We start from the raw sequence: 12,500 nt of genomic DNA, 5'->3' as shown, positions 1-12,500 counted from the left end.
GCGGCCACGACCGGATGGACCGACGGCGATCTCGAAGAACAATACCGCTCCGCCAGCTGGCGGGTGCTGCTAAGCGAATCGGAATACAACGACGTCGTTGCATTCATCCGCAAGCAGCAGGCGGTGTCGAAGACCTGGGAGGCGACGGTTAACAACTGCAATAACTGGACCGGCGAGATCGCCCGCCACATGGGCTACAAGACACCCGGCATCTGGCTGCGGCCGCAGCAGTTCATCACGCAGCTTCGCGAGATGAATACCGGTTGAGCGAATCGCCGTCTTCTCTAGTCATCGAACTTGCAGTGAAGTGTTGGAGCGCTGCCGGAACCGGTGAAAACTAAACGGATAGAGCAAGAGCAGTTCGGCTAGTGCTGCATCCGGGCATGATTATCGAGTTTCTCAGTGAGCCAGACCACCGCTTGCGAAGGAACCGTCGAGCTGCTGCTTGCTCATCACGCATTCGTAAGCAGCCGCTGACGAGCCGCAATGACCGCAATCCCTGTCTACCCGAAGCAAGTTTCGGTGAATGTGCGCCCGCTTGCGATGACGTCGCTGTCGGGTGTAGTAGAGTTGACTAGGGTTGCGAGGTGTGTGGATGAACACGAAAGTCGACCACGAATTTCAGGCCGAACTCAACGCGGTGCATGAAATCCACTCTGTATCGTCGATCCTCGACGTCATCCAGCAGTCAACCGGAATGGGCTTTGTTGTCGTCGCTCGTGTCACCGTGGGACGATGGGTTGCCTGCGAGGTACTTGACGCCATCGATTTCGGCCTTAGGCCCGGCGATGAGTTGATGATCGAAACCACGATCTGCCATGAAATTCGACAAAGCCATGTGCCGGTGGCAATCGATCACGTTGCGATGAGCGACGTCTATCGCCACCACCACACGCCGTTGATGTATGGGTTCCAGAGCTACATCTCCGTTCCGATCGTCCTGAAGGACGGTACTTTCTTCGGAACGCTATGCGCCATCGATCGCAAACCTGCGCTGGTCAATAACACCAGGATCATCGGCATGTTCACGCTCTTCGCGGAGCTGATCGCCCACCACCTCGATGCTCGCGACAAGCTGATTGCCTATCAGACAAAGCTGAACGAAGAGCTTGAGATCGCAGTGATTAGAGAACAGTTCATCGCTGTCCTGGGCCACGACCTGCGCAATCCGTTAGCCTCGATGATTTCGGGTACACGACTGCTTGCGGAGTCAGCCCTCGATGACCGAGCCCAGTCCGTTGTGGCGGTGATGCTGAAGAGCGCTGACCGCATGTCCAATCTGGTCGACAACGTCATGGACTTCGCGCGGGGCAAACTCGGCGGCGGCATCAGTCTGAACTTGAGCGACGAGTCGTTGCAGCCGACCCTTGCGCATGTGGTTGATGAGATGCGCAGCGTCTGGCCCGACAGGCTGATCGAAGCGGAGTTCGACCTGTCAAGGCCAATCAGTGTCGATCATTCCCGGATCGCTCAGTTGTTCTCCAATCTTCTTGCAAACGCGCTGACCCACGGCTCTGGCGATAGCCCGATCAGGATCAACGTCTCAACGACGGCCGACAATCTCGAACTGTGGATCTCCAACAAAGGCGAACCCATTCCCCACGCGGCGATCGCGCGTCTCTTCAGGCCGTTCACGCGTCTGTCCGAGCATGGAACGAAGCAAGGCCTTGGGCTCGGTCTCTACATCGCATCGAAGATCGCCGAGGCACACGGGGGGACGTTATCGGTGACCTCGTCGCCTGAGGAGACGCGGTTCACACTTCGCCTGCGCCGATCTCACCTAAGCTAGTCTTGTTGTATTCAACTTTCGGGCTCAAGGCGAAGGACACCCAATGAGCTGGGAACCGGCCGCGCTCCTCCGGCGTTATATTGGGGGTCGTGCGGCAAAGCGGTCCCCTCCGCTTTGGGAGTTTTATCACCCAAGGCTTGCGCGGCCCACCTGTTACTTTTCAGCCGAGGCAGTTCCTTTGGCCCCGATCTCAGCCTCCGCAAACAACAAAGGCCATGTTGACAAGCGTTAACATGATGGATTGCTTATAGACGCTGGCCTAGCGCCCAAAGGACTCCAATTCCGACAGGAGAGACCATGGCTAATCCAACCTTCAGACCCGTCGAACTCTGCATCCAACCTCCGAATGCATACCGGTCAATCCGCACCGTGAGAGATGCCATCCAGGCGCTCCTCGAGCATTGGTCTTATGAAATGCAGAAGGGCAAGCCGTTCGAGCGAGCTTGCAAGGCGTGTCTTGATGCCATGGAGAATGATGGCTGTGCGGAGAAGGCACGATGGGCGTTTCTGAGGGCTGCCAAGGCTGCCGGTCTCGCGATCCGGGTTTAGTCCCAAGACATGCCGCCATGCCCGAAGATCACGGCGAAACTCGCGCAGTGAGGACATAGATAAGATCGAGTTGTGTCCAGCCGCCGGCTGCCCCAACTGACGGAAGACTCCCTTCTGTTCGGTGGTCCCTCAATCGACAGGCTATCGTCATAGATGGTCACCTCGGTGCTTTTACACTCGAGGCAGACCAAGGGCTCTGCCAGGGTATTCGCGGTCGTGATGTTGTTGCAGGACCCGCAAAAGCATGGCCAAGCCGAGAAGGTCTTGAAGTCACTCATGCCTCCGCCAATCGAGCCATAGGCCTCGAGGTCGCACCGCTCGCACTTGGCTGTGAATGAGGAGCCCATCTTTACCTCTTTGGACGTAGGTGAGACCTGCTTTGTAGTTCCTTCGTTCGCTATATGTCGGAAAGGAAGAGCGAGCCGCGGGTGCGAACTCGCTCTTATAGGTGCGTCCTCAGATCCGGTGCGACGTGAGAATGGAGTCGAGAGGAAGTTCATACCTCTCAGAGCGCCCGGACGCGCCCGCGTAGGCACGCTAGCGCGGAAAGCTGTCAGACGCCTTAATGCTCGAACATGCCTAGCGCCTGTGCCAGCCGGAAGTCGTTCAGCTCGCTCTCTTGCGCGGCGAACTAAGGGCGATATGGGCGATCGCTGCCATGGCTTCCGAGCGTGACCAGCCTGCCGCAGCGGCCTCATCGTCTATCGCTTGCACCTCCAACTCCAGTGCCATCTGGCAATCGCTTTCGCGGTCCTCGTATTGCTCGTCCTGAGCAATTTCAATTTCGCGGACGGCCGCTTTGGGCCCGTAGGAGACTCTGGTCGTTTCCGAACATCGCTTTGTTCACTAGAGTCGGTTGCCTCCCGACCGCTTCCTATCTTCGCCGACGCGCCAGACGAGCGTTCCCGGCAGCCCGCAGATCGTCTCGTCCCAGTTTTCCGGATCATGGAGGCACAGGTAGCGCAGCAGAGCTTGGTACTCGTTGTTCGCGGATGTGAGCTCAGATCAGATGAGCGGCTATTATCAGGAGCATGACGATGGAGGGATAAAAGGTCAGAGCGAAGCCGAGTGCGCGCCCAGCTGCGCCTCTAGCATATCCGCGCCAAAACAAGAGGCGGCCGGCAACGAACAGCAATGATGCGACAGGCACTACAGCATGCAGGGTTGGCGGCATCGTGCTTGCCCACACCGCGTGGACGCCCAAGGCGAGGACCGCCTGTTCAAGCGTATTCTGCAAAATCGCCTGGAGCACACGGACTCTTGGTGTGCCGACCGAAAGCCCGCCGCCGTCGATGTCAGCCTCCGTAATGAATCGATGGCTTGCAATCATCGCGATATTGGCAGCCAGGCACCCAACAACAAGTGCATCCCATCGAACTGCATCCATGAGTGGTTCATATATGTTCGCTGGGGGAACAATCGGCTCCAGGACTCCGAAGACTGCAAGGCCGATTGAAATAAGCGTCGCCATCAGTCCCATCGCCATGCCTGCGAGGACGTTAATTTGCTTGTCGCGCAACATGCAGCCCTCTCGAACGGTAGGTTTTGGGCGATGTACTAAATGTCTTGGAGGAGCATTGGTGGTACTGACTCCCCTAAGCAGAAAACGGCGATATTCCGGAACGTCCGAACCATCTGGAATTGTGAAGGTCCCCTCGACAAATGACCTTAAATTGCTGGTCGCCTCGCCCTGCGAGATGTTTCAACCCCAAGGCGACTTGCTCGTATTCCCGAAGCTGTCGGACGCCGGCTGCCGCACCCAGGCTAAGAGTAGGTCGTAGACAACGCTGAGAACGATCGGCCCGAGGAATAACCCGACCAACCCGTAGGAGAGCGTGCCGCCGATCACGCCGACAAGGATCACCAACGTCGGCGTAGCAAGGCCCCGCGCAACCAGTATCGGCTTCATCACGTTGTCGATGACGAGAAGGGGGATCAGGCAAAGCGTAAGGCCTAGCGCGGGCAGCCAGTTCCATGCGGTCCACGCCCAGATGACGACCGGCAGCAGAGGCAGCGCAGGGCCGATCTGGACAATGCAGAATATCAGGACGGCAAAGGCGATCAGCGCGGGTGCCGGCACGCCGAAAAGGCTCAGGACCAGCGCCGAAAGCAGCATCTGCAGCAGTGCAATGCCGATCACTCCGCGCGCCACGTTGTGAATTGTCGCACCTGCCAGGTTGGACGAAGCCAACGCCCTTGCCGGGCGCGATCCGATGGGCGAAGCCCTTCAAGCCGTCGCCCAATTGCGGACCGGGCTTGAGAAAAAAGCCGCCGAGGATCACCGAGGCGACGAAACCCAGGAGATCGCCACCGACACCGGCGACCTTGCCGAGGACGACGGTTCCGGCCTCGATCAGGGACGACTTCATTTGAAAGAGGGCTCCCCCCAGATTGCTGGATGCCCTGCTCCAGGCGGTAAAGACCCTCTCGCCGATCAGCGGGCATTGCTTCACGCTGCCCGCAGGCATCGGCAGGGTCAGGCCGCAACTCTGTAGCTTTGTGAGGACATGTTGCGCGGCATCAACAAAATTCAGCACGATCGCCTCGAGGGGGCCGATGATGACCAACAGGCCGACAAGAGTCACAAGGAACGCTGCCAGTCGTCCGCGCCCGCCTAGAGACGCCCGGAGCCACGTATAGACCGGGTAGAGCGCCACAGCCAGGATGCCCGCCCAGATCACAAGGACGGCGAATGGAGCGACGAGAGTCAACGACCAGTAGGCGAACAGGCCCACCACGCCCAGCCTTACGAAATCGGTAATTCTTGTCTTTATGGATTCCGAGCCGGCTTTTCGCGTCTCCGGCACGACTTCGCCTGAAGATCGATCGTCGGCCATATGGGCATCCTCCGCCAAGCGCTCCGTTCTTTACACGCCGCACCCGGATCGGAAATGTTTGGAATCGCGATCGGCGTCGATCATAATTCCACCGCCGATCCCGAGAGTGTTTGTGCGGCTACCGTATGTTGATGGCCTTCGGCCCCTTACCCATGCGATCCGGTTCGGTGTCGAACGTAACCTGCTGACCTTCGCGAAGCGATTGCATGCCCGAAGCCTGCAGCGCAGAGATATGGACAAAAACGTCCTTGTCGCCCCCGTCCGGCGTGATAAAACCAAAACCCTTATCTGTATTGAAGAATTTTACAGTGCCTTTATTCGACATAGATATCCCTCATTAGATTGTCGGCGATAAACATGCCGATTTCGAAGTTTCTTAGCAAGCGCAAAAACTCCCTCTGTAGTAATGGTTGCCGCGATTTTATTCACGGCTGAGTATTCGCCTTCATTATTGAATCTCCCCCGAATGATGTCAAAACTACGAGTGATCGCGCCGCACCGCTGAGGGATTGGTCCAGGGAAAAGTGGCAAGACAGAGAGCCGGATGATACGGGACCGTCAAACATCATGAAGTTGCCTAGCGCAGGGATGAGCTCCAGCTAAAGCCAGAGTATCACCGGCGGAAGCCAAACCATCGCAGAGCGCACGACCTGACTGCCTGACCTTCGCTGGTGTCTACCGCTTGGCGGACCTCTACCGCTCAGTCGTATCCCAAGACCTTGAGGGTGGCCGTTTTTGCATTATTGAGGATCTGGTATTGGACAGTAACACCGGTGAGACGCCCTTTGCGCCCTGGAGCGTTCTTGGCAGCCGTTTGACCTCCCGGTTTCAGGACTCCCAGGTCGTTGACAATGTCATCACGACGATTGTCCCAGTGGAGCACAACTTTATCGATCTTCACATCCGCGCCTTCCGCAGCAAGCTTGACCCATTTGACGTCCTTCTTCCATCGATTCCCTTCACTGTTAATGTTGACGCTTGGATCTACGGACTTGATCGTCTGCTGGCCGAGCACGAACCATTCGTCGGCAGCTCCGGAGCTTCCTGCTGGGCCTAAGAGAGATATGGACGCGGCCAAGAAAGGACCCATCACAGCGAGGATCTTAATCGTCATTTCTTTTTCCCTTCGGATTGTCAGAAGATACTCCCCCGCGCCCAAGTCAGAGGTATGGCGAAAGGTTAAACTGTCAAGGCGCAACCTCGGGTCGCATAGGTAGAGCCGAGTTCCGAAGCCCCCGCCCTACCCCGACGACGTTGGTTATTTCGGGAGCGACGTTGTCGGCCGGCCATTGAAGGCTCGGGATGATGCCAGAGAAAAGAGGACGTCACCCCCAAAACCCAATCAAAACGCCACGAGTGCCAGGCTTGGACAGAGACAGGAGATCACCGCGATCTCGCTTAGAGCCTCCCGCGTAGGCACCTTCAGATCCTGCCATCATCCTCTACATCTCAGGCTCCGAGGGCGTTCCGAAAGGCGTCGTGCGGACAGACCATCCAGATTACATGGCCTGGCAAATCGTCATCGGCTCCGCCTGACCTGACCGTGCCACCTCGCCGCATCCCCGCACTTTACGCATGATCCGGTGCTAGTGAGCGCACATATGGTAACTGCGCTGCAGTCCATTGCGTCGCGTTTCACCGATCCTTTCGACCCTGTGGTGGTTTCGGTCACCTTCATGACCGCCGGAAAGCCCGCAGCGGGTCTGGATTGTGGCCGATCGCCAAATTATCGGTATCGACAATGACAACATCCGCCTTGGCGCCGGCCGAAAGCCTGCCGAGATCGGGCCGGTCGAGCGCCTTGGCGCCGGCCAGATTGCTCGCGGCGAACACCGTTTCAGCCGGCGCCGCTAGATAATTCTTTTCGGCGACCTTGCAGCCGATCGAGGCCATCCGCATTTCGGTGAACATTTCCAATGGCCACATGTCGGTGCCGAGCGTCATGTTGATGCCGGCTCACGGTAGCGGTCGAAGCTCTCCATGATCACGCCGCGCCGCGCGTATCCGGATGGAGAATGCGACACCGACACCCTGGGGCGCCAAGAATGCCGATATCGTCGACCAGAGGATAGTTGATCAGGCTGTTCGAGCCTATATAGATGCAGTGCGCAAGGATCGTGTTGGCGCTCAATACGCCCTCCTCGGCTAACAATTGCACGGGCGACTTTCCGGTGCGGACCATGTCCTCGAAATATTCGCGGTGTTGCTCGAGGAAATGCATGGTGAACACCGCCTGCTTCTCGTCCGCTAGCTTCTTGGCGGCTTTGCGCAGACCACGCGTCGAGGCGTAGTATTCGTCGACCGTCACGATACCCCTGATAAGGCCGCCATTGGCTCCCTCGTGGACATCGAAGAAACGCGCTGGCCGACAAAGCCGTGTCCAGCCGCATGCCAAGCCGACAATCCCGCGCGCAGGCGCAACAAAGAGGTCTGTGCGCATCCATCCCGGCGCTTCCCGACGGCGGCAGCGCCATCGCCGACACCAGCCGAAATCCAAAATCCCCATAGCCATCGCCTGTCGACCGCGGGTTCCTTCCTCGGGGACTTTCGTACGCCTGCCGGCGCCCGAAACTCTTCACGGGAGCGGACTGGCGGCTTCAAGGTGCAAATAGTCTGAAGCGGACGTTGGAGGCATGCCAATCCGCACGAAGCGGTTCTCGTGGCGCAGATTGGCGAAAGAAGCGTGGCTTAGTCGAAGAAGCCCGCATCCTCTTCCTTGAGATATTTCTTGGCTGATTGGGCGTCGATATCGAGGCCCAGCCCCGGTGCTTCCAGTAGGTCCACCATACTGTCCTTCACGATCTGCGGCGGCAAGCCGATTACTAGATCCTCCCACCAGGTATCGGAGGCACTCGGATATTCGAACGCGATGTAATTTGCAGGCAAGGTGGCGCAGACATTGATCAGCGCGCCGAGGCCGAGCAGACCATTTGCCGTTCCGTGCGGCGCCATCAGGATCGAGTGCATGTAGGCGTGCTCGGCGACCCATTTGAGCTCGGCGATGCCGCCAATATCCGCTGGATCCGGGCCGATGACGCGCACCGCCTGCGTTTCGATTAGCTCCTTGAAATTGTGCCTCAGGTAGATTTGCTCGCCGGTATGGATCGGCGTCGAGGTGGAGGTCGTCAGGTCGCGATAGGCCTGCGGATTGACCCACGGCACATAGTCGCCGGTCAGCATGTCCTCGAGCCACATCAGATTGTACTTCTCGACCGCGCGAGCGAACTTGATCGCATCGGGCAGCATCCAGCCCGGGCCGCAGTCGAGTGCCAGGCTGACTTTGTCGCCCAGCACTTCCTTCATCGCGATCACGCAGTCGAGCATGTGATTGAAACCGCGCTCGCTGATCACGCCCTGATCCATGGCGCCGTGATAGCCGGCCTTATTCTGCGTCACGCCGTAATGGAAGCCCTCGATGCTGTCCTTCATATTGGAGTGGAACGAGATTCCTTGCTTGACCATGAAGAAGTTCTGCGGCTGCTCCATCATCCATTTGACGTCGGCGGCGTAGTCCTCCGGCCGATCGCCCGTGCGCTTCCGACGGATCGAGCCGTTGTAGACGCGCACCTTGTCGCGAACCTTGCCGCCGAGCAGCTTGTAGGCTGGCACGCCCGCGGCCTTTCCGGCGATATCCCAGAGCGCGTGCTCGATCGCGCTGACCGCGGCGCCATAGGGCTTGAACGAGCCGCGTTGGCGGATCTTCAGCATCACCCGCTCGACGTCGGTCGGATCCTCGCCGAGGAGTGCGTCGCGGAAGTGCAGCACCCAAGGCTTGAGGTAACTCTTGGTGAACTCCACCTCGCCAAGGCCATAGATGCCCTCGTCGGTGACGACGCGAACGATGGGATGTTTGCCGATAACGGCGCAGCGCAGGTCGGTGATCTTCATGCGGGGGTCCTTCGCGTCAGCTCCAGGTGCGATCCCAGGAGTATTCGTCGTCCCATCGGTCGGTCGGCTGCCAGATGCCGGTCACGCCGGGCTGCAAGTGCTCGGCGATCACTTCGTCGACGATGTCGTCGATGCCGAGGCCGGGCTTGTCCGGAACCTCGATGAATCCGTCCTTGACCAGCGGCTTGGGCAGGCCGGTGACGATATCGTCCCACCAGGGGACGTCGACTGAGTGATACTCGAGCGCCATGAAGTTCTCGGTGGCGACCGCGACGTGCGCGGCCGCCATCGCGGCAATCGGGCTCTCGGCCATGTGGATCGCCATGGCGACGCCGTGGTCCTGGGCCATGTCGCCGATCTTCTTGGTCTCGAGGATGCCACCGCTGGTGAGGAGGTCGGGGTGGATGACCGAGACGCCGCCGCCCGCCATCAGGGGCTCGAACCCCTCCCGCAGGTAGATGTCCTCGCCCGTGCAGATCGGGACGGTTGTCGCCCCCTGCAGCTGCCGGTACTGGTCGGTGTACTGCCAGGGGATCACGTCCTCCAGCCAGGCAGGGACGTATTTCTCGATCCGCTTCGCGAGCCGGATGCCGTTCTGCAGCGAGATATGCCCGACGTGGTCGATGGCGAGCGGAATCTCCATGCCGATCACTTCGCGGACCTCGGCGATATACTGCTCCAAGAGGTCGAGGCCCTTGTCCGAGAAGTGAAGGCCGGTGAAGGGGTGTCGGACGTTGTGCAGGTCGTAGACGGCGTTGCGCGCGCGCCGGTCCTCCATCGCCTTAACCCGACCGCGGCCCGGATGGACGCGGTAGCCCTCGAGCGAGCCGGCGGGAGCAACCACCGAGCCTGGGACATCCGCAATCTGCATCAACCCGAGGTCCATCTTCAGGAAGGTGAAGCCAAGCTCCATCCGCTCCTTGAGCCGCCGGCCGGTCTCGGTGCCGCTCGGCACGGTCGCGTCCGTATCGCAATAGATGCGCACCTTCTCGCGGAAGCGGCCACCTAGCATCTGGTAGATTGGGACTCCATAGGCCTTGCCGGCTAGATCCCAGAGCGCGATTTCGACCGCCGATACGCCGCCGCCCTGCCGCCCATGGCCGCCGAACTGCTTGATGCGGCGGAACAGGCGGTCGACATCGCATGGATTTTCGCCCAGCAGCCGGCTCTTCAGCATCAGCGCGTAGGTGGCGCTACCACCGTCGCGCACCTCGCCAAATCCGACTATGCCCTGATTGGTGTAGATCTTGAGCAGCGCCGAGGTGAACGGCGCGCCGACGATTTCGGCCACCCGCATGTCGGTGATGCGGAGGTCGGACGGCCTGGAATTCGTGTTGATGCGATTGAGAGCCTCGCCGGCTCCGCGCGTCTCTGGCATGGCTTGTCCTCGTTCTGGTCGGTGGGGTTTGTCGCCCGTGCGCAGGGACCGCAGAGAGCGCTGCTAGCCCAACTCGATCTCGTGGGCCTGCAGGTAGTCGCGATTCATCTCAACGCCGAGCCCAGGCTTCGATGTCAGTTTGAGGCTGCCGTTCGAAACGTCGAGCGGGCGGTCGATGAGGTGATCGTATTTGGAAAGGTCCCACTCCGAAGTTTCGAGCTTGTAGAAGTTTGGAACGGTCATCATCACTTGCGCACCCGCGACCACGTTGATTGGACCTGCGGCGTCATGTGGCGAGACCGGGATGTAGTAGGCTTCGCACAGGGCGGAAATCTTCTTGAGCTCGGTGATGCCACCGGTCCAGGTGACGTCCGGCATAATGTAGTCGGCGAGCTTGTTTTCGAGCACCGGCACGAAATCCCACTTCGTGTGGCCGCGCTCGCCCCACGAGATTGGGGCACTGACCTTTTCACGGACCTGCTTGAGGGCGTTTAGACTCTCGGGCGGACAGGGCTCCTCAAACCAGTCGATCTGACCGGCTTCCTCGAGGCTACGACAGAGGCGAATGGCGGTGGGAACGTCGAAGCGGCCATGCGCATCGATGAGGATGTCGACATCAGAGCCCGCCGTTTCGCGGATCAGAGCTGTGAGCTCGGCGGCTTCGCGCTCGTCCTTACGGGTCATGCTGCCATCGAGGTAGCCGTCCCGCTGTTCGCGGGACTGTCCTTTGGCGGTGCGGCCCTGGTAGGGGAAAGGATCGAACTTGAGCGCAGTGTGGCCGGACTCGACAATGTCTCGAATTTCTCGGACCACAGCCTCATTGCTGGTAAATTTGGCCTGGTTGGGATGGGTGTAGAGCGCAATTTCATCGCGTACCGCTCCACCCAAGAGCTCGTAAATCGGCTTACCCAAAACTTTGCCTCGGATGTCCCAGAGGGCTATGTCGATGGCGCTCACGCATTCGACTGCGGCGCCGCGACTGCCCATGTATGTGAAGCTGCGGAATATCTTGTGCCACAGATACTCAATACGCGCCGGGTCCTCGCCTGTCACAGCGGCACCGATCTGCCGAAGGATCGTGCAGAGGGCGCGATTGGCGAGCCTTGTCGTGGTGGTGATCTCTCCCCAGCCGCTCACCCCCTCATCGGTCGTCACTTCGACGAACAGATACTCTCCCCAATAAGAAGCATCGGACTTGATCAGCCACGGCCGAACACTGGTGATTTTCATCTCAACTGCCTTTATCTGAAGTGGTTGGGATAGCGATGTTCCAGGCCATGTATTCTATCCTGCGCGAGCGGCGTTCCGCGCACGCATGTGTTCGAGGATGTGCCGGCCGGAGCCCTCGACATGATGCGCAATGAGTTCGGCTGCCTCGTTCGCATTTCCCGCTTTTACATGTGCGATGAGCTCGCGATGCTCGCTAAGGATTGCGGCACGCCGGGCGAGCGTGAAGTTGAAACGCCGACTCACGGCTCGAAGCACTTCGCGATGCTTCCACCAAAGCTCGGCGGCATGGCGGTTGTAGTGCCTTTGGTACATCACGGTGTGAAAGGCGGTGTCCAGCTCGCTGTGCCTGAACGTGTCGGCGAAGTCGTTCTCTTCAATCAGGTCTTGGATGCGTTCGAGTTCAGCTATATCCTCGGCGGTGGCCATATTCACGAACCATCGCGTCAGTGCCGGCTCGATCAAGACTCCTATCTCGTAGATATCCCGAACAAAATCCTGGTCTATGGGCCGGACGCGCGCTCCGCGGTTGGGAACTAAGGTGACAAAGCCCTCCCCGCGCAATAGTTGCAGAGCCTCGCGCACGGGGTTGGTCGAGGTTCCGTGGCGCCGGGCGAGATCGGTGACGACAAGCCGTTCGTTGGCAGCGAGCCGCCCTTCGATGATGTCTTCCCTGATAAGTTGATAAAGCGAGGCGCCCTCACTGGAGGCCCCGATAGCGTCGATCCCTCGGGGTGGCTGTGCTTTAAAATCGCTTGTATCGGCCAAGACTGTCCCCAATCAATACACATACTGCCCAAATATCACGCAAAGCTTCTGTAAACAATGTACG

The 12,500-nt window shown here is 59.2% G+C and carries 13 protein-coding genes and 2 pseudogenes; 5 read left to right on the top strand and 10 right to left on the bottom strand.

Annotated elements, in window-relative coordinates; genetic code table 11:
• From AB4048_RS25465 to AB4048_RS25455, 3 genes and pseudogenes are all read left to right on the top strand, one after another.
• Positions 1-267, top strand: a pseudogene (locus tag AB4048_RS25465) (hypothetical protein); the annotation flags it as partial.
• Positions 268-595: 328 nt separating this feature from the next.
• Positions 596-1,789 (top strand): GAF domain-containing sensor histidine kinase, encoded by a 1,194-nt coding sequence (locus tag AB4048_RS25460; protein WP_442204771.1) that lies wholly within the window; start codon positions 596-598, stop codon positions 1,787-1,789.
• 297 nt (positions 1,790-2,086) lie between these two features.
• Positions 2,087-2,338: a DUF982 domain-containing protein gene (locus AB4048_RS25455; protein ID WP_442204770.1), complete on the top strand. Its 252-nt coding sequence runs from the start codon at positions 2,087-2,089 to the stop codon at positions 2,336-2,338.
• A 1,000-nt stretch (positions 2,339-3,338) separates the two neighbouring features.
• Here the strand turns inward: AB4048_RS25455 and AB4048_RS25450 are convergent.
• Together AB4048_RS25450 and AB4048_RS25445 are read right to left on the bottom strand one after the other, a co-directional pair.
• Positions 3,339-3,860 (bottom strand): MAPEG family protein, encoded by a 522-nt coding sequence (locus AB4048_RS25450; protein ID WP_442204769.1) that lies wholly within the window; start codon positions 3,858-3,860, stop codon positions 3,339-3,341.
• A 180-nt stretch (positions 3,861-4,040) separates the two neighbouring features.
• Positions 4,041-4,529, bottom strand: coding sequence for an AI-2E family transporter (locus AB4048_RS25445; protein WP_442204768.1), 489 nt, complete (start codon positions 4,527-4,529; stop codon positions 4,041-4,043).
• 22 nt (positions 4,530-4,551) lie between these two features.
• Between AB4048_RS25445 and AB4048_RS25440 the strand changes: the two genes are divergently transcribed.
• A complete protein-coding gene (locus AB4048_RS25440; protein WP_442204767.1) occupies positions 4,552-4,833 on the top strand; it encodes a hypothetical protein in 282 nt (93 codons plus the stop codon).
• 460 nt (positions 4,834-5,293) lie between these two features.
• Here AB4048_RS25440 and AB4048_RS25435 read toward each other — a convergent pair whose 3' ends face one another.
• Positions 5,294-5,500 carry a cold-shock protein gene (locus AB4048_RS25435; protein ID WP_442204766.1) on the bottom strand — a complete coding sequence of 69 codons (207 nt, stop codon included), beginning with the start codon at positions 5,498-5,500 and terminating at the stop codon, positions 5,294-5,296.
• Positions 5,501-5,875: 375 nt separating this feature from the next.
• Positions 5,876-6,289, bottom strand: a complete 414-nt coding sequence (locus AB4048_RS25430) for a hypothetical protein (protein WP_442204765.1) — start codon at positions 6,287-6,289, stop codon at positions 5,876-5,878.
• A gap of 439 nt (positions 6,290-6,728) precedes the next feature.
• Here AB4048_RS25430 and AB4048_RS25425 point away from each other — a divergent pair.
• Positions 6,729-6,875, top strand: a pseudogene (locus AB4048_RS25425) (amidohydrolase); the annotation flags it as partial.
• Here AB4048_RS25425 and AB4048_RS25420 read toward each other — a convergent pair.
• The 6 genes from AB4048_RS25420 to AB4048_RS25395 all read right to left on the bottom strand — a co-directional run bounded on the left by AB4048_RS25420 (position 6,850) and on the right by AB4048_RS25395 (position 12,436).
• Entirely contained in the window at positions 6,850-7,068 is a 219-nt protein-coding gene (locus tag AB4048_RS25420) for a hypothetical protein (RefSeq protein ID WP_442204773.1), read from the bottom strand. The pseudogene AB4048_RS25425 and the gene AB4048_RS25420 overlap by 26 nt on opposite strands.
• Before the next feature lie 91 nt (positions 7,069-7,159).
• A complete protein-coding gene (locus AB4048_RS25415; RefSeq protein ID WP_442204764.1) occupies positions 7,160-7,615 on the bottom strand; it encodes an amidohydrolase family protein in 456 nt (151 codons plus the stop codon).
• A gap of 248 nt (positions 7,616-7,863) precedes the next feature.
• Positions 7,864-9,063, bottom strand: coding sequence for a mandelate racemase/muconate lactonizing enzyme family protein (locus AB4048_RS25410; protein ID WP_442204763.1), 1,200 nt, complete (start codon positions 9,061-9,063; stop codon positions 7,864-7,866).
• A 16-nt stretch (positions 9,064-9,079) separates the two neighbouring features.
• Positions 9,080-10,441 (bottom strand): mandelate racemase/muconate lactonizing enzyme family protein, encoded by a 1,362-nt coding sequence (locus tag AB4048_RS25405; RefSeq protein WP_442204762.1) that lies wholly within the window; start codon positions 10,439-10,441, stop codon positions 9,080-9,082.
• A gap of 63 nt (positions 10,442-10,504) precedes the next feature.
• The gene (locus AB4048_RS25400; RefSeq protein WP_442204761.1) at positions 10,505-11,671 is read right to left on the bottom strand and encodes a mandelate racemase/muconate lactonizing enzyme family protein; all 1,167 of its coding nucleotides are present in this window, start codon (positions 11,669-11,671) and stop codon (positions 10,505-10,507) included.
• Positions 11,672-11,725: 54 nt separating this feature from the next.
• Positions 11,726-12,436, bottom strand: coding sequence for a GntR family transcriptional regulator (locus AB4048_RS25395; protein ID WP_442204760.1), 711 nt, complete (start codon positions 12,434-12,436; stop codon positions 11,726-11,728).
• Positions 12,437-12,500 lie beyond the last annotated feature (64 nt).

The sequence above is a fragment of the Rhizobium sp. RAF56 genome (assembly GCF_052113965.1).
Taxonomy (GTDB): Bacteria; Pseudomonadota; Alphaproteobacteria; order Rhizobiales; family Rhizobiaceae; genus Rhizobium.
This window is presented reverse-complemented; position numbering and strand designations above follow the sequence as displayed.